Source organism: Acidithiobacillus sp. AC3 (genome assembly GCF_050261095.1).
Taxonomy (GTDB): Bacteria; Pseudomonadota; Gammaproteobacteria; order Acidithiobacillales; family Acidithiobacillaceae; genus Igneacidithiobacillus; species Igneacidithiobacillus copahuensis.
The window spans coordinates 594,942-612,164 of the sequence record NZ_CP189838.1 but is presented as its reverse complement, the minus strand read 5'-3'; the positions used below and the strand labels follow the sequence as shown (position 1 = coordinate 612,164).

The window sequence follows — 17,223 nt, the reverse complement described above, 5'->3', positions numbered from 1 at the left end:
TCTGTGCGTCGTCTGAGTGCCGAAGAAAAGGCTGAACTGCTGCGGGAATCCTCTACTCCGCAACAGATCAACGCAGAGCTGCCCCGTCCGGATCAGAGCGACAGGCGTACGGACCTGCGCAGCACTCCGGGCTATCAGCAGGTTTCCTTGATGCGCCAGGGCGCCGCGCAGTTCGGGGTCGTCAGCCCGTTCTTTCGTTTGCGCGAGGGAAGTTCCGCCGCGCATAGCCATATTGCAGACCGGGAACTGATCAATTTTTCCAGCTACAACTACCTTGGGCTGGCGGGCCACCCGGAAGTCAGCGCGGCGGCCAAAGCGGCCATCGACGACTATGGAACTTCGGTATCTGCCAGTCGCATCGTCTCCGGCGAACGGCCCTTTCATCAGGCACTGGAGCGCGCGCTGGCAGATTTTTACGAGGTGGACGATGCCCTGGCTCTGGTTAGCGGCCATGCTACCAACGTCAGCGTGATCGGGCAGCTCTTGGGGCCCAGGGATCTGATCCTGCACGACGAGTATGCCCACAACAGTATCGTTTTGGGGGCAAAGCTCTCGGGAGCCCAGCGTCTTCCCTTTCCCCACAACGACTGGCAATCCCTGACGGAGCTGCTCCGCACCCACCGGCGGCAGGCGGAGCACTGCCTGATCGCGGTAGAGGGTATTTACAGTATGGACGGCGATTACCCCGACCTACCCCGCCTGCTGGAAATCAAACAGCGCTTTGCCTCTTGGCTGATGGTGGATGAAGCGCATAGTCTTGGGGTACTGGGGCCCAGTGGTGGCGGCATCGCCAGCCATCTCTCCGTGGATAGCCGAGAAGTCGACATTTGGATGGGCACCTTGAGCAAGACCCTGGCGAGCTGCGGCGGCTTCGTTGCCGGCAGTCAGGAGCTCATCGATCAGTTACGCTACCTGGCGCCAGGATTTTTGTACAGCGTTGGGCTGTCACCCGCCGATGGCGCCGCCGCCTTGCAAGCGCTGAAAATCCTGCAGCTGGAGCCCGAGCGGGTGAGCCGGCTGCAAAACAGCGGACAGCGCTTGCTGGAAGGTTTCCGAGAGATCGGTATCGACCCCGGCACCAGCCAGGGCTTCGCCATCGTTCCCTGGATCGTTGGCAGCTCTCTGCGTGCCGTGCAGCTTTCAGAGCAATTGCTGCAGGCGGGCATTGACGTGCAGCCTATCCTCTATCCCGCGGTTCCCGAGCGTCGCGCCCGTTTGCGCTTTTTTGTCAGCAGTGAACACAGCGCCTACGACATTGAGGAAACCCTGACCCAGGTCGCAGCCTTGGTCTAGCCCTCTCGGAACCCTGCACAAAGGCTGAGTTTGTTGGCAAAAAGGGGTACACTGAGGCAAACACTTCGAGGGACTTTCGAGGGGCTTATGAAAGAATTCGACATCGTCATCATTGGTAGCGGACCGGGCGGATACCGTGCCGCCGTGCTGGGCGCATTGCGGGGCAAGAAGGTCGCCATCATCGAAAAAGGTACCTGGGGTGGCACCTGTCTCAATCGCGGTTGCGTGCCCAAAAAAGACTGGCATGAAACTGCCAAGTGGATCGAAAACAGCCGTCATTTTGCCGGGCGCGGAATCGTCGGGGAGACGCTGCGCGGCGATATGGCGCAAGCCTGGCAGCATCAACATAAGGTCGTCGAGACCGTGCGCGAGAGCTACACGGATTACCTCAAGCGCTTGGGCGTGCAGTTGTATCAAGGCCTTGGCAGTTACCGTAGTGCACACGAAATCGCTATCCAGACGGATGCTGGCGAAGAATTGATTCATGCGCAGAATAGTGTGATCGCCACCGGATCCGTACCGCATCTGCCCGAGGGTGCCCAGTTGCAGGCCGGCAAGATTCTGCACAGCGACATGCTCTTTGATAATGGCGTACCCGCGGGAGACCGGGTCATCATTGTTGGCGGCGGCGTGATTGGCACGGAGTTCGCCTATATTTTCACCCAACTGGGTAAGGAAGTACGCTGGCTGGTCAATTCTGCTCCCTTGCACCACCTGCGCTACTCGCCACAGGCCAAGGATGCGCTCATGGACGCCCTCAAGGAACTCCAGATCGAAGCGCGGCAAGACTTTGCAGTGGCCGACTCCGGCGTCGATGATGGCAAGGCCTGGGTTGCCAATGCCGCAGGCGAGCGGGAGTCGGGGGATTGGGTGCTCTTTGCCACCGGGCGTTCCGCCCATACCGCCGGGCTCGGCCTGGAAAACACCCAGGTTGCTACCCACGCGCGAGGTTTTGTGGAGACGGACGCGCACCTGGAAACCGCAGAAAGCGGTATTTACGCCATTGGCGATGTGGTCGGCCCGTATATGAATGCCAATCAGGCCCTGGCCGACGCCACCCTGGTGATCGACAATATCCTGGCGGAAAATTGCCGCGAGCGCAGCCCGCTCTGGGTACCAGAACTGGTGTATTCAGCGGTGGAACTCGCCCGCATTGGCATGGACGAGGATGCCGCGGAAGACGAAGGCTTCGAGCCAGCAGTGGGCTTTGCTGCCTTTGAAACCTCACCGCGCGCCCTGGGGCAGGACGATACTCGCGGCTTCGCCCGCATCCTCGCCGACATGGATAGCGGAGAGTTACTGGGCGGCGAGATCGTCGGGCGCGATGCCGGGGAACTGATTCATCTGCTCTCCCAGGGCAGTGACCGCGAGGAGATCCTGCGACGCATTGCCAACTCGCCCGTCAATCATCCCGCCCGTGCCGAAGAGTTGCTCAACGCCACCGAGACCCTGGCCGCACGCTGGGGGCTTGGGGAATTCATCTTCGCAGAGTGATCAGGTCGGCTGGACGGCGCTGGCTGCGAGAAACTCCCGCGCTGCTGCGATTTCTTCAGGAACGATGCTGTGCCCCATCGGGAAATCCCGGCGGGTGACGGCATAGCCTTGGCGCTGCAGGATCTCCTCGCCCCACTGCGCATACTCTAGCGGTAACACCTCATCGCGGGTACCGTGGCCCCAGAAAATGGGCGCCGCGTTGCCAAAAGCCGGCGGCGTATTCTGACGTAAAGGCAGATAGCCGCTGAACACCAGGACGGCACGGGCAGCGAAGCCTGCATGTAGATGCAGATACAGGGATAAAGCTGCACCTTGGGAGAATCCCCCCAAGAGCAACTCCCTACCGCGCAACATCGGTGCCAGTGCATCGTGCAAGGACTGGGCGATTACTTGCATCCCGGCGTCGTCTTCCACCGAATTCGGGCCGAAGCCGAGAAGATCATACCAGGCTGGCATCACATACCCACGATTCAGGGTCACCGCTTGCCGTGGTGCATTCAGGGTCAACAGATGATAGCGCCGCTGCGGATCAAGCAGCTCCGCCACCGCCTGCATGTCCTCCTGACTGGCACCGAGACCATGCAGCAACAACAAAACCGGCGCATGTCTCTGCGTTCCAAGTCGTTGCCAGGAACCCGGCGCCCAGTCGAGGGGGGGCGAAGAATCATTAGCCATGATCAGAATCTCTTTTCTCGCCGGGACCATCGATCGCCTCCAGTTTACGGTAGAGAGTGCGTTCGCTGAGCCCCAACGAGTGCGCTAGACTGCGGCGATCCCCGGTGTGGTTGAGCCGCGCCCAGCGAAGATAACGAGCTTCCATTTCCGCCAGGGGAAGCACTGCCGAAAAATCGACGGACTTGGGCGCCTCATGCACAGGAAACGATTGCCGTAAATTGGCAGGCAGATGCTCAGGCAGGATCCACACATCATCGGACAACAATGCTGCCCGATTCAAAATGTTACGTAGCTCGCGGACATTACCTGGGAAGTCGTACTCGAGAAGAATCTGCAGCGCCTCTGCGCTCAGGCGCAGGCGCGGATACCCCAGGTTGTGGAGCAGGGACTCCGCCAGTTGCGGAATATCTTCACGCCGCTCACGTAAGGGCGGCAGAGTGATGGGAAAGGTGCTGATGCGGTAGTAGAGATCCTGGCGAAACGTGCCTTCGCGCACCATCCGTTCGAGATCGCGATGGGTGGCCGAGATCAATCGGAATCTGGAACGGATCGGCTCGATGCCGCCAACCCGCCGAAACGTCCCGCTCTCCAACAAGCGCAACAGTTTGACCTGCAGGGGCAGAGGGATGTCTCCGACCTCGTCGAGAAACAAGGTACCGCCATTCGCTGCCTCCGCAAGGCCGATTTTCCGACTGTGGGCACCAGTAAAGGCACCTTTCTCATGGCCAAAGAGCTCGCTCTCAAAGAGTGTCTCGGAAAGCCCTGAGCAATCCAGCACCACGAAAGGCCCCTGCACCCGCTGACTTGCCCGATGTACCAAGCCAGCGGCAAGCTCCTTGCCCGTTCCGGATTCACCGAGCAGAAGCACTGGCACATCACTCGGGGCGGCCCGATGCAATGCGCGGGAAAGTTCCTGCATCCGCGCTCCCTGCCCCACCAGCCCATCGGTAGAGGCACCCTGCTCCGTCAGCGGAGTGAGAAGCTCAAGGAAGTAGGCGGGTTTGCCATCGGCGTTCCGAATTGGGAATAAGTCCACCTGCAGGGCGCGACCATCATGCATCCGCAGCGCATGCGCCGCCTCGTTACTCTGCTGGCAGCGCGCCATCGGACATTCATTGCCCGCATCATCACAGGGCATCCCAGCGCCACGCAGGATCTCGTCGCAGTGTCGCCCCTGCAACGGCTTACCATCGCCAAACTGTTTGCGATACGCCTGGTTGGCGGCAAGCACCGTATGATCTGCCTCGAGCAAAACGGCAGGCAATGCAAAACAGTCGAGCAGCGAGGTCAGTTCTGGACGCAATTGTTTGAGCATCGACGATCCCCCCAGGCGGCAACGGTCTGCCAATTGTAGCAGATCTGCCAGACAATTCTGCCATTTTTGGCAGTCTTTTTCCACCATCGCCCTTACCAATCGAGGTCCGTCCGGTCCACGCCAAAGTATATCAGCCATTCCTGGGGATCAACCAGAAAATTCCGACATTGGCATAGTATTTGCTGAATATGCCTGCAACGGTTACGAGGTTCGTCTCATGATTTTTCGTCAGATCTGCTCCGAGAAAGAGGGTTCTCTCGCCTACATCTTGGGCGATCCGATCACCCGTGAGGCGGTGGTGATCGATGTTGCCGAGCCCCATCTACCGACGGTCGAGGAATTTTTGCGCAGCCGGGGCTTACAACTGCGCCTCATCCTGGTCACCCACTGGAACGTCAGCCACGAGAAAGCTGCCGAGACCCTGCGCGAAAACTGGGGGGCCAGACTTGCCGCCCACGAGAGCATTGTTGCGGCCAGTGTCGATATGCGTATTCGTGATGAGGACGTGCTGTATTTTGGTGAGGAGTCCCTGCGGGTATTTCATACTCCCGGTCTCAGTCCATGCGCCTTGACGTATGCCTGGAATGATCGCCTCTTCACCGGAGAAACGATCCTGGTACGCGGTCTGCATCCAAAGCTGCGGGGTCAGGCCAAAGTTCGCTTGCTTGCCAGACTGCACGCCCTGCTAGAGCGCTTTCCAGAAGAAACTCTCCTTTATCCGGGAGCAGAGAATCAGGGCCGCCGCCTGAGCAGCATCGAAGAGTTTCGCCGCCGCAGCCAGCTTGGCAACGGCGGGGATTCTGCAGGTTTCCTGCAACGATACAGTCATTTGTTGCCAAACAAAAATGTCGCAAAGCAAGGGGAAAAAGTGCGGGCAGAAAAAGATCTGCACCGTTATGGGCCGGGACAGGACGTACCGGCGTCTTTGTAGGAGGTAGTTCATGGATATGCTGATCAATCCGACGGTCGTCGAGCTGTCACGCCTGCAGTTTGCGTTGACAGCGCTCTACCACTTTCTCTTCGTACCCCTGACTCTGGGGCTCACCTTCATTCTCGCCACCATGGAAACGGTGTACGTGGTGACTGGGAAACAAATCTACAAGGAGATGACCCAGTTCTGGGGCAAGCTCTTTGCCATCAACTTTGCGCTCGGTGTCGCTACCGGCCTGACCATGGAGTTCGAGTTTGGCACCAACTGGTCCATGTACTCGCATTTCGTGGGCGATATCTTCGGCACCCCCCTGGCGATTGAAGGGCTCATGGCCTTTTTCATGGAGTCGACCTTCGTCGGCGTCATGTTCTTCGGCTGGGACCGCATGTCGCCCAAGGCGCACCTGGTAGTCACCTATTTGGTCGCCCTGGGTTCCAACCTCTCGGCTTTGTGGATTCTGATCGCCAACGGCTTCATGCAGGACCCGCAGGGCGGCACTTTTGACCCCAATACCATGCGCATGCAGTTCACCAGCTTCGTGGGACTGATCTTCAATCCGGATGCCCAAGCGAAATTTGTGCACACCTCCATCGCCGGCTTTGTGACCGGTGCGATGTTCGTTATGGCGGTATCGGCATACTACCTGCTGACCAAAAAACGGCGCGATATCGCCCTGCGTTCCTTCCGACTGGCAGCCATCTTCGGCGTGATCTCCACCGTCGGTGTCATCACCCTCGGTGATGCCTTGGGCTACCTGGTGGCGCATACCCAGCCGACCAAGCTGGCGGCCATGGAAGCCATCTGGGAAACCGATCCGAATCCGGTCTCGGCGCCGTGGAATCTGATCGCCCTACCCAACCGGGAGGCCCAGAAGAATGACTTTGAACTGGGGATTCCCTATGTGCTCACGCCACTCCTGACGCACACGGAGGACACTGTCATCCCCGGCATCAAGAACCTGGAGCAGGATGCCAAGCCACGCATCGAAAATGGCATCAAGGCGATGATTGCCCTCAAGGCCTACAATGCCGATCACAACGACACAGCGGCGTTGGCAACCTTCAAGCAGTATGAGAACGACATGGGCTATGGCTTCCTGGCCAAGGAATTTGCGCCGGATCAGGATCTTGCCAAGGTCGATGCCAGCAATCTGCCGAGCGTACTCGACAAGACGGCCAAGGCGACCATTCCCAACGTCTGGGTCGAGTTCTGGGCCTTCCGCCTGATGGTGGCAGCGGGCTTCTTCATGCTGGTGCTCTTTGCCTTCGCGGCCTACTACAGCCTCAAGAACGAGATCGAGAAACACCCGTTGTTCCTCAAGATCGCCTTGTGGAGTGTGCCGTTGCCCTGGATCGCCTGTGAATTCGGCTGGATTACGGCGGAAAATGGCCGTCAACCCTGGACCGTCTATGGTTGGCTCCCGACCTTCGTATCGGCCTCCAGCCACAGCGTCAGCTATATGATCTTCTCTCTCATCGGCTTTGTACTGCTCTACAGTACCTTCATCGCGGCAGAGCTCTACTTGATGTTCAAGTATGCGCGTCTGGGGCCGCAGGAAAGCCATCATCATGGAGAGGAACCGGCAGCGGGTGGCGGCATGGCAGGCAAGCCGGCCTTTGCCAAGTCGAGCATGAACCGGTCCTGAGCAGCATTGGCGAGGCTCCGCGCCTCGCCATACAAGGAGCATACAAATGGATGCATATGTTTTTCTGAAAGTCTTGTGGTGGTTACTCCTGGGCGTTCTGCTCATGGGCTTGGCCATCATGGTGGGGATGGATATGGGTGTCGGCGCGCTGATGCGCTTTGTCGGCAAAACCGATGGCGAGCGGCGTGAGGCCCTGAACATCGTCGGGCCGCACTGGGACGGCAATCAGGTATGGTTCATCCTGGGTGGCGGCGCCATCTTTGCGGCCTTCCCAAGCCTCTATGCCACTTCCTTTTCGGTCTTTTACATCGTCATGATCCTGCTGCTGTTCAGCATGATCATGCGCCCGGTGGCCTTTGAGTATCGCTCCAAGGTTCCCACCGAGAAATGGCGCAACACCTGGGACTGGGTCTTCCTGATTTCTGGTGCCCTGCCCATGATCATCTACGGCGCGGCCATCGGGAATATCCTCGAGGGCGTCGGATTCCACTTTGGCTGGGATGGCCAGTACTACCAGACCGAGTCCTTCATCTGGTACCTGCTCAATCCCTTCGCAATCCTCTGTGGCGTACTGGCTCTGAGCATGGCCCTCTACCAGGGCTCAGCCATGCTGATGATTCGTGGTGTCGACCCGATCTACAGCCGTGCCAAGAACATCGGCTCGGTGGCGGGCGTGTTGAGTGCCATCCTCTTCGTCGTCGGCGGCATCTGGATCGCTGCCAAGACTGGCTATGTGCTGCATGATGCGGACCCGAGCATGCCTGCCAATATCTCGGCGGCGCAGAACGTGACCCGCGAGGCAGGGGCCTGGCTCCACAATTATCAGAGCGCACCGATCCTGTGGCTCGTCCCCCTGGTCGGTATCCTGACCATGCTGGCTGGCTCTTTTGCCATGCGGGCGAAGAAGGCGGGCTTGGCCTGGTGGTTGGGTGCCTTGTCCTGGATCAGCATCCTGGGTACGGTGGGCATCTCGATGTTCCCCTTCCTCATGCCCTCCAGCGACAACCCGGCGCAGAGCATTACCGTCTGGAACGGTACGGGTAGTCAGTACAACCTGATCTGGATGACGATCTTTACTGCGATCTTCGTTCCCACGATCCTGGCGTACACCACCTGGTGCTTCAATGTCATGCGCGGCAAGGTCAAGACACCAGCCGCCAGCGACGACCACGCGTACTGATAGGAGGCCAATATGAAAGGCTTGCTGACGTTTATCACCGGTTCCGTAATTCTCGCCTTTGCCTTGTTTCTGGCGGTGATTACCGGCGACTATGGCCCCTGGTACTTTGCCTGGCTGGTAGGTACCACGATGATCGTTCTCGTTTCTGCCGCTGGCGCGGCGATGTTCGACCGCCAGGATGACGAGCTGAATCAGAAGGGCATCTCTTCACGCTAGGAGGCAACCATGCATTACACCGATCTGGAAGATCTCATCTTCTTTTTGCCATTGGTCTACCTGAGCATTGCCGGGATCATGTATCTCTATACCCGCAAGCGCTTCAAGTAGTCACGAGTTCCATCGGTAGCGTATCCTTGGGGGCCTTCGGGCCCCTTTTTTTATTGGAGGAAATCATGCCCCAATTTGCCATCTGGCAGTTTTTCCATCTGATTGCGCTGTTCTACTGGGTTGGCGGGCTGGTGTTTCTCGGCTTTTATCTGCTGCCGCGCTGGCTGCGCCTGGAGCATACGCCGCAGTCCTGGTACTCGCTGCAGCAAGCCATCCAGGCCTTCTCTTTTGGCGGCATCCTTGCCGCCTTGCTCCTGCTGCTGAGCGGTTACGCCATGGTGGGCAGCATCGGCGGCTTTGGCCACCTGGGCGTGGCGGTCTGGATCATGGTGGTGTTGGGGACGATTGCCGCTCTCGGCGCTTTTCACCTCGCCTTTGCGCCGATGAAGCGTCTGCGCCGCGCCCTGGATGGGCAGGACTGGGCGACAGCGGAGAAGGCACTGGGAGGCTACGCCCGTTTTGCCCAGTTCCTTGCCGCCCTCGCGCTCGTGCTGACTTTTGTTGGAGTGCTCAGCGTCTATCTCTGAGCCAAGGCTCAGGATTTAAGATAGATGTTCTTACCGAGGCGCTGGAAGTCCGCAGATTTCTCGCGCATCCCCTGCTCCGCGTACTCCTGTAGATCCTGGGTGATCTTCATCGAACAGAAGTGTGGGCCGCACATGGAGCAGAAATGGGCGAGTTTGGCGCCTTCCTGGGGCAGGGTCTCGTCGTGATAGGCCTGCGCCTTTTCTGGATCGAGTCCCAGATGAAACTGGTCGGCCCAGCGGAATTCAAAGCGCGCCTTGGACAAGGCATTGTCGCGCACCTGCGCACCGGGATAGCCCTTCGCCAGATCTGCGGCATGGGCAGCGAGCTTATAGGCCATCACCCCTTCGCGCACATCCTCTTTGTCCGGCAGGCCCAGATGCTCCTTGGGCGTGACATAGCAAAGCATGGCGGTACCATACCAACCGATCTGCGCGGCGCCAATGGCGCTGGTGATGTGATCGTAGCCCGGCGCAATATCCGTCGTCAGCGGCCCCAAGGTATAAAAAGGTGCTTCGTAGCAGTGCTGTAGCTCCTCTTCCATATTGGCGCGAATACGCTGCATGGGTACATGCCCCGGTCCCTCGATCATCACCTGTACGTCGCGCTGCCAGGCAATCTGGGTAAGCTCGCCGAGGGTGTGCAGTTCGGCAAACTGGGCCTCGTCATTGGCGTCGGCAATGGATCCGGGGCGCAGACCGTCGCCCAGCGAGAAACTGACATCATAGGCCTGCATGATCTCGCAGATCTCGGCAAAATGGGTATAGAGAAAATTCTCCTGATGGTGTGCCAGACACCACTTGGCCATGATCGAACCACCGCGGGAAACGATGCCGGTCAGGCGATTGGCCGTCAGCGGCACATAGCGCAGCAGCACACCGGCATGGATGGTGAAATAGTCCACCCCCTGCTCTGCCTGTTCGATGAGGGTATCGCGGAACAGTTCCCAGGTCAGCTCTTCGGCTTTGCCATCGACCTTTTCCAGCGCCTGATAGATCGGCACCGTCCCAATGGGCACCGGAGAGTTGCGCAGAATCCATTCCCGCGTTTCGTGGATGTGCTTGCCGGTGGAGAGATCCATGACCGTATCCGCGCCCCAGCGGATGGCCCAGACCATCTTTTCCACCTCTTCGGCAATGGAGCTGCTGACCGCCGAATTGCCGATATTGGCATTGATCTTGACGCGAAAATTGCGGCCAATGGCCATGGGTTCGAGTTCGGGATGATTGATGTTGGCGGGGATGATCGCCCGCCCTGCGGCAATCTCGTCGCGCACAAATTCCGGCGTGTAGCGTTCCGGCAATTTTGCCCCAAAGTTTTCGCCGGGATGGCTGCGGAATAGCGCCGGATGGGTCGCGCGCAACTGCTCCAGGTTCTCGTTTTCGCGGATGGCGACATACTCCATCTCGGGAGTGATGATGCCAAGCCGCGCCGCATGCATCTGCGACACATTCCCGCCCGGTGCCGCACGGCGGATCTCGGCGCGGCGCTGAAAACGGATGGCGGCGGTCTTGGGATCTTCCTGGCGCTGGCGGCCATAAGCAGATGAGGGCTCGATGCTGTGCACCAGCGTATCCGGGAAGACCCAGGACCAGCGCCAACGCTGCGGCGCCAGACCAGCGCGGATATCGATGCTCGCCGCCGGATCGGTGTAGGGTCCACTCACGTCGTAAACCGGAATGGCCGGGTTCTCCACCAGCGAGTCATCCCGCTGCCGGGTTGGGCTTTGCTTGATCTCGCGATGCGGCACGCGCAGTTCCGGAAAAAGCGTGCCAGAGGAGTAGCACTTGCTCGATCCAAGAATGGGGCCGGTAGTGACTTCGCTGTCACTGGGAAGAGAATTAATGTCCTGCGGACGGGTTGCCATGGCGTTGCTCCTTGCAAAATCCACGAACGCCAAGACGTGGCCGCTTCCCTACGCCGGTCTGAACCGGATCAGGTTCCAAGGGTACTTCTCAGCCCCGGTCGGGACGCCCCTAGCGTTCTGTGAGCCTTCAGAGTATCGGAAAAGGGCAAGAAAAAGCAAGAACTGAGAGACCTTCGAGATCATTGGTGTTTCGATGCCTTCCTGGTTGTGATGGGTAGAGAAAACTGGAGGCGGTCATTTCTGTGGGCTCACCAGTGTGCGGCAGCCGGCGAAGCCGCTAGGCGAACGGCAGGTACCGGGACGGGTTAGCCAAGATACTTCTCAAGCATGTGAGCAATGAATGATGACCACACTTCATTTGGCTGCCACACGCCGTACATAAGCTCAAAAGCGCGATCAATCGACCAGCCCTGCCGGATAACGCGGTACAAACCCAGAAAGGCAGTAACTCGCATATTCGCCGCGCAGTGCACCCACAATTTCTCCCGCTGGTGCGCCTCCATCGCCGAGAAAAACTCCAGAAGATCTTGTTCTGTTGGCGCCATGAACTGAACGGGAATGTGAATGTACGCAAGGCCCAGAGACTCGACGGCACTCGACTCATCCGGCAACGAGTAACGCGGATCATCGTGCAGCGCGAGGTTGATGATGGTCTTGTAGCCTGCGGCGGCGATGTGCCCGAGTTGATCAACCGTGGGTTGACCTGAGGTGCACAAGACGGCATCTACGGCGCGGTACCTGTAAATGACTGAGAGGTCTGAATCGTCCATTACTCGATTGGCTCATGTATTTTCGGCTGACCTACCGGTGCCGAGCAATATCCCTCGATGCAGCAGAACATCCGGGGTCATCATTCCCTGCAAGTTGCATTCCCATTTGATGATACTTCCTTCAGATATGGATAGGAACTTCCGCTTCCGTTGCCCTACTGCCGTTGAATCCTGATGGACGGCAGCAGACTGAAATTGGACATTTACTATGACCTGGAATTTATTGAAGCCGGGAAATAAGCTTCGCGATCTATATCCGCTAGCAAAACTGGATGGGACGGTCGCCATCGAAGCCGTTCCTGGGTAAGTTTACTAGAGGCTGGGTTGTCATAGGCGACGAACGGAGCGAGCCAACTGAACCGCCGCGCCGCCTCGTTGGGCGTCATGCTGACCGTAGGCAGGCTCAGTCGCCGCCCAATCACCTCGGCGATCTCCCGAAACGGGATACCCTCTTCAGCGACGCCGTGATAACGCGCACCAGGCTGTCCCTCTTCCAGCGCCAAGCGCAATAGGACCGCTGCATCGAGACGATGGACAGCGCTCCACCGGTTCGCGCCGTCGCCGACATAGCCCGCACTCCTGTGCTTCTGCGCGGCGGCGATAAGCCTGGGAACGAGACCGTGATCACCATCGCCGTGCACCGAGGGCGCAAGACGAACCACCGACGCCCGAACCCCGCGTTCGGCCCAAGCCTTGACGGCCGCTTCGGCCTGCGAGCGCATCCAACCTGGAGAACGCGGGTCGGGCTCGTCGTCTTCCGTTGCTGTTCGTCCCTCGGGCATACCCATGGTGCCAAACACGGTTACCAAGGGCCTACCCGATCCCTCCAACGCCAGGGCCATGGCGTCGATCGCGCGGCGGTCGGCAGTGGTGATCGAAGCACCGAATCGGCTGACGATCCCAAGCGGCGAACCGCCGAGGATGACACCAAGCCGTCGCCCGAGCGGGATGTCGCCCGGACCATGGATGAAGGTAATGGGATGAACGTCTCCTTCCCCCAGCCGTGGTCAGATGCCACGATGGAGGCCTATTGAACAAGGAGGTTCATCCCATGAAAGAGATTACGACCATCGGTATTGATCTAGCAAAGAACATATTTCAGATCCACGGTGTGGATAGGCAGGGCAAGGCTGTGCTCAGGAAGACTGTTACCCGGGGAAAGCTCTTGGAGACGCTCGTCAACTTGTCACCCTGCCTCGTGGGGATGGAAGCGTGCGGAGGCGCACACCATTGGGCTCGCAAGATTGCGGAGATGGGACACACCGTGCGCCTGATGGCCCCCCAATTTGTGGCACCCTACCGCAAGAGCGGAAAAAACGATGCCAACGATGCTGAAGCCATCTGTGAGGCCGTGACTCGCCCCAATATGCGTTTCGTAGCAATCAAAACACCCGAACAACAGGCAGTGCTGACCCTGCACCGAGTGCGGGAGTCCATCAAGGGAGACCGCACTGCGCTGATCAACCGAATCCGAGGCCTCTTACAAGAGTTCGGTATTGTTCTCCCCCAAGGGGCGGCCAGATTCCCGCAAAGATTGCTGGAAGCGATTACTGATGCTGACATGCCTTTGGATGCCATTGGCATCTTCGCCGCCTTGCGTGGGGACTTGATGCGGTTGGACGAGCGCCTGGCGGAGTGCGACCAAAGGATCGCGCACTTGGCTACAGAAGAGACAGCCCAGCGCCTGGTCACTATTCCTGGGGTAGGACCTGTTACTGCCACCGCGATAGTGGCGACTGTTGGGGATGCCAGGCTCTTTCGCAATGGTCGAGAACTCGCTGCTTGGGTGGGGTTGGTACCCCGACAATCGAGTTCTGGGGGGAAGACCCGGTTGGGAAGGATCACCAAAAATGGAGATAGCTATCTGCGTACCCTGTTTGTACAGGGAGCGATGGCTGTCATCCACCATATGGGTGACAAAGAGGGTCCACGCTTTGAGTGGATTCGAGCGTTGGTGGCACGACGCGGCATCCAGAAGGCGGCTGTCGCCCTCGCTGCAAAAATGGTACGCACGGCATGGGTGCTGATGGCTCGTGGAGAGAGCTATCGAATGGCCGTAGCCGCGTAATGGAGAACAAGTGGTTATAGGTAAAAGGAGGTCAACAGTTTCTCGATTTGCTTGATGACGAATGATGGCGGATAGGTCGGACCGGCACTAACTGAACCTGAATACACCAGAGGCTGTTTGAAGCCGTGAAAGTGATGAGGAGTCGGTGCGCGGATAGTCCATCGGGGCCAGGGCGGCACGCCCATAAACAGGCCGAATACATGTTTGCAGTCGATCCCATCCAATATCTACGACATCTTGTAAAGCCGGAGACGTTCATACACGAGGTGTATGACTCCATCGGCACCTGCGGCCCCGGCACTGAGGGTTTCAGGCTCGTGAAGGGATCCTGTATGTGCTTTCGCGCCAAGCTTTGCCAGCCTCTGGGCGGCACTGACCGAGCGCGCCAAGCCTGTGACCTGATGGCCGGCGCCAATCAGTTCTTTGACAACCGCCTGACCTATAAAACCACTTGCTCCGGTGACAAAAACTCGCATGTCGATCTCCCAATAGCCTTCGGCAAAGGTACCGGCAATAGCTGAGACGGTCTATAATCTAAAATCCATATTTGATCATCGAGCGTCCAATTGGATCCATTGTCCCACGTTATCAGCCTGCTGCGGCCTCGTGAGTTGAGCTGGCGCATGATCGCGGTACAAAAGCCCTGGGCCATCCGCTTTCCCGCCGCAGAAGCGGTGGTATTCGGACAAATGATTGAGGGAACATGCACATTAGAACGAGGCGAAATCCAGTCGGAGCTCCAGCCAGGTGACTTCATGATGATGGCCCGTCCGCCGGAGTGGACTATGCGGTCGAGTCCGGAGGTCGAGCCAATCGGATTGAAGGTGCTGTTCTCCGATCCGAAAGCACTCCAAGGTGATGACCCAAGTAAGCCCACAGCTCGGTTCCTTGCGGGCCATTTCCTGTTTGCCGAGCCCAATGCGGATCTGATTGCTGGGCTTCTCTCGCCCATCGTGCATATCCGAGCCGTCGATGTGGCTGCTCAGCGTATGGGAAGGCTACTCGGTCTATTGGATGACGAGGCAACCGCGGACCGGCCGGGCCGTTCTTTGGCATTGGATCGCCTATTGGAGCTGATCCTCCTAGAGTCTCTGCGCTACCGCAGCAATCAAGTGGAAAGCATGCGACCGGGCCTGTTAGCGGGGCTAACCGACCCGCGCGTCAGCCGCGCCCTGCGGTCGCTTCACATGGAGCCGTCACGCAACTGGACCGTTGCCGAACTTGCGCGGGCTGCAAACATGTCGCGTGCTGGATTCGCTGCCCGGTTCGCCGAAATCGTCGGTGACTCGCCCATCGGGTATCTGTCGGCTTGGCGCATGGCGCTGGCCAAAGCTGCCTTGGTGTCGACCAAATGTCCTATGATCGAAGTAGCCAAGGTTGCAGGCTATGGATCAGTCAGCGCTTTCAGCACTGCGTTCAACCGCGTCACAGGGATGTCGCCAACGGCTTATCGCCGGTGGGTGCAATTTGAAATGAGGTAGCCTAGATCTTGTATTCCGTCCAGCAAGCTCAACTGGCGGGCACCGCGACTTGCCGCCTGGATTTGGATGAGGCCGCTCACTGAAACTCCCAGCAGGCGCACGGACGCTCCCTGGGGAACTGCCCGATTCAGCAATTCTGGTAGCCATACCATGATGATTTCCGTATTCGCGATGACCTCGGTCGCCGTATACGCTCGGGTGACCGTAGCAAAATCAGGAAAACGTGCTTTGACGTTCACGGTGTAGCCCACCAAGGCGAGTGCCTGGAGACGGGCAGCAACCTGCCCGGCCATCTGCTGCAAGGTAGCCAGCATGATGCTTCGATCCTCCAGATTTACTGAGAAGGTCCGCTCGGTACCCACCGACTTCCGTTGGCGAGTCGGCTGCAAGGGTCGTCTATCGATCCCTCGCGCCACTTCGTAAAACCAGGCTCCAGCCTTACCGAAACCCGCAATCAACTGCCCCGGCGCCATCGTTCGCAGATCCGAGATGGTCTCGACACCCATTGCGGATAGTTTCTTTACCGTGGCCGGGCCCACACCATGCAGTTTGCCAACGGGTAGCGGCGCCAGGAAGTCGAGCCCGCGTTCAGGCGGAATGACGAACAACCCATGAGGCTTCCGCCAGTCGGAGGCCAACTTGGCCAGCAACTTGTTGTAAGAGACCCCTGCCGATGCGGCCAACCCCGTTTCTCGCTGAATGCGGTCTAGGATCTCACGAGCGATCTCGACCGCCAGGGTGCCACCGGCGGTCGCAGCGGCCACGTCCAAAAAGGCCTCATCCAACGACAGGGGCTCCACCAGCGCTGTATAGCTGCGCAGGATTCCCATCACCTGCCTCGAAGCCTCTCGATAGGCTTCCATACGGGGGCGGATAAATATCGCCTGCGGGCAGAGGGACCGTGCCCGCGCTGCTGACATGGCAGAATGAATCCCAAAACGTCTAGCTTCGTAGCTGCAGGTGGCAACGACTCCCCGGCCATTTGGGTCGCCGCCGACGATCACCGGCTGACCATAAAGCTCTCGCCGATCGCGTTGCTCTACGGCCGCAAAGAAGGCGTCCATGTCCACATGAATGATCTTGCGGAGATCAGGGTTACTCTCTAGCACGGGGTCTGGCAATCGATGACCTCCTCGTCTGTCCAGTATACCCGAGCGCGCGCGACGACAGGCGATGAAGGCCAGGGCTCTCCATGTGACGCGGCAATCGTTGTCGGCCGTGTTGGAAGGCCGGGCTGGCATCAGTGCAGGTATGGCACTCCGCCTAGAGGTGCAGCACGAGGAGTGCGCTATATCGCCGCATGAATTGTCAGTTTGAGGCTGGAAGCAGTCTTTCAGCAGCAAGAAGCGGATGGCATCATCCGAACCATAGGAGCTAGTTGCGAATCGGTTATACCTTCTGGATAGCTAGGCAGGCAAGGTAGAAGATTCCAGAAAACATCGCTTTAATTTTCATTTGCATGTAAGATTTCCGTAACACGTAACCTTGAACCAAGTTAAGCCGAGACGCAACATGTGGCTATGTCCTTGGATGGGCAACACAGGTTGTGCCACATTTTTTATCGGCCCATCATCTTAGTCCACCCTTTTCGGCGATAGCCTCACACCGTAAATCCTTGCGGAGTTCTTCCCAAAAAATTATCCTCACTTCAA

General features: G+C 58.6%; 16 protein-coding genes and 1 riboswitch. Of the genes, 9 read left to right on the top strand and 7 right to left on the bottom strand.

The window, feature by feature from the left end:
* Positions 1–3: 3 nt before the first annotated feature.
* Positions 4–1,293, top strand: coding sequence for an aminotransferase class I/II-fold pyridoxal phosphate-dependent enzyme (locus ACQAYK_RS03140; protein ID WP_483167838.1), 1,290 nt, complete (start codon positions 4–6; stop codon positions 1,291–1,293).
* Between the two features lie 87 nt (positions 1,294–1,380).
* Positions 1,381–2,787, top strand: a complete 1,407-nt coding sequence (locus tag ACQAYK_RS03135) for a dihydrolipoyl dehydrogenase family protein (protein WP_483167837.1) — start codon at positions 1,381–1,383, stop codon at positions 2,785–2,787.
* Here ACQAYK_RS03135 and ACQAYK_RS03130 read toward each other — a convergent pair whose 3' ends face one another.
* Positions 2,788–3,462 carry an alpha/beta hydrolase gene (locus tag ACQAYK_RS03130; RefSeq protein ID WP_483167836.1) on the bottom strand — a complete coding sequence of 225 codons (675 nt, stop codon included), beginning with the start codon at positions 3,460–3,462 and terminating at the stop codon, positions 2,788–2,790.
* Complete coding sequence (locus ACQAYK_RS03125; RefSeq protein ID WP_483167835.1) at positions 3,455–4,777, bottom strand: sigma-54 interaction domain-containing protein; 1,323 nt, start codon at positions 4,775–4,777, stop codon at positions 3,455–3,457. Before ACQAYK_RS03125 ends, ACQAYK_RS03130 begins: the two co-directional genes overlap by 8 nt.
* Positions 4,778–4,994: 217 nt before the next feature.
* Between ACQAYK_RS03125 and ACQAYK_RS03120 the strand changes: the two genes are divergently transcribed.
* The 5 genes from ACQAYK_RS03120 to ACQAYK_RS03100 all read left to right on the top strand — a co-directional run bounded on the left by ACQAYK_RS03120 (position 4,995) and on the right by ACQAYK_RS03100 (position 9,387).
* Positions 4,995–5,708: an MBL fold metallo-hydrolase gene (locus ACQAYK_RS03120; RefSeq protein WP_483167834.1), complete on the top strand. Its 714-nt coding sequence runs from the start codon at positions 4,995–4,997 to the stop codon at positions 5,706–5,708.
* Positions 5,709–5,718: 10 nt separating this feature from the next.
* Positions 5,719–7,353 (top strand): cytochrome ubiquinol oxidase subunit I, encoded by a 1,635-nt coding sequence (locus ACQAYK_RS03115; protein ID WP_483167833.1) that lies wholly within the window; start codon positions 5,719–5,721, stop codon positions 7,351–7,353.
* 46 nt (positions 7,354–7,399) lie between these two features.
* Entirely contained in the window at positions 7,400–8,533 is a 1,134-nt protein-coding gene (gene cydB / locus ACQAYK_RS03110; RefSeq protein ID WP_483167832.1) for a cytochrome d ubiquinol oxidase subunit II, read from the top strand.
* A 12-nt stretch (positions 8,534–8,545) separates the two neighbouring features.
* A complete protein-coding gene (locus tag ACQAYK_RS03105; protein ID WP_483167831.1) occupies positions 8,546–8,749 on the top strand; it encodes a hypothetical protein in 204 nt (67 codons plus the stop codon).
* 176 nt (positions 8,750–8,925) lie between these two features.
* Complete coding sequence (locus tag ACQAYK_RS03100; RefSeq protein ID WP_483167830.1) at positions 8,926–9,387, top strand: hypothetical protein; 462 nt, start codon at positions 8,926–8,928, stop codon at positions 9,385–9,387.
* Positions 9,388–9,395: 8 nt separating this feature from the next.
* Here ACQAYK_RS03100 and thiC read toward each other — a convergent pair whose 3' ends face one another.
* The 3 genes from thiC to ACQAYK_RS03085 all read right to left on the bottom strand — a co-directional run bounded on the left by thiC (position 9,396) and on the right by ACQAYK_RS03085 (position 12,852).
* On the bottom strand, positions 9,396–11,252 hold the full coding sequence (gene thiC, locus ACQAYK_RS03095; RefSeq protein WP_483167829.1) for a phosphomethylpyrimidine synthase ThiC: 1,857 nt from the start codon (positions 11,250–11,252) through the stop codon (positions 9,396–9,398).
* Between the two features lie 28 nt (positions 11,253–11,280).
* Positions 11,281–11,373, bottom strand: a riboswitch (TPP riboswitch).
* A 184-nt stretch (positions 11,374–11,557) separates the two neighbouring features.
* Positions 11,558–12,022 (bottom strand): protein tyrosine phosphatase family protein, encoded by a 465-nt coding sequence (locus ACQAYK_RS03090; protein WP_483167828.1) that lies wholly within the window; start codon positions 12,020–12,022, stop codon positions 11,558–11,560.
* 206 nt (positions 12,023–12,228) lie between these two features.
* Positions 12,229–12,852 (bottom strand): NAD-dependent epimerase/dehydratase family protein, encoded by a 624-nt coding sequence (locus ACQAYK_RS03085; protein WP_483167827.1) that lies wholly within the window; start codon positions 12,850–12,852, stop codon positions 12,229–12,231.
* A gap of 221 nt (positions 12,853–13,073) precedes the next feature.
* Here ACQAYK_RS03085 and ACQAYK_RS03080 point away from each other — a divergent pair, with 221 nt between their 5' ends.
* Positions 13,074–14,090 carry an IS110 family RNA-guided transposase gene (locus ACQAYK_RS03080; RefSeq protein ID WP_483167372.1) on the top strand — a complete coding sequence of 339 codons (1,017 nt, stop codon included), beginning with the start codon at positions 13,074–13,076 and terminating at the stop codon, positions 14,088–14,090.
* Positions 14,091–14,317: 227 nt separating this feature from the next.
* Here ACQAYK_RS03080 and ACQAYK_RS03075 read toward each other — a convergent pair whose 3' ends face one another.
* Positions 14,318–14,566, bottom strand: a complete 249-nt coding sequence (locus ACQAYK_RS03075; RefSeq protein WP_483167826.1) for an NAD-dependent epimerase/dehydratase family protein — start codon at positions 14,564–14,566, stop codon at positions 14,318–14,320.
* Positions 14,567–14,656: 90 nt separating this feature from the next.
* Here ACQAYK_RS03075 and ACQAYK_RS03070 point away from each other — a divergent pair, with 90 nt between their 5' ends.
* Complete coding sequence (locus tag ACQAYK_RS03070) at positions 14,657–15,571, top strand: cupin domain-containing protein (RefSeq protein WP_483167825.1); 915 nt, start codon at positions 14,657–14,659, stop codon at positions 15,569–15,571.
* On the opposite strand, the gene dinB is transcribed toward ACQAYK_RS03070, so the two are convergent.
* Complete coding sequence (gene dinB / locus ACQAYK_RS03065) at positions 15,538–16,692, bottom strand: DNA polymerase IV (RefSeq protein WP_483167824.1); 1,155 nt, start codon at positions 16,690–16,692, stop codon at positions 15,538–15,540. The two genes, ACQAYK_RS03070 and dinB, sit on opposite strands and share 34 nt — an antisense overlap.
* Between the last annotated feature and the right edge of the window lie 531 nt (positions 16,693–17,223).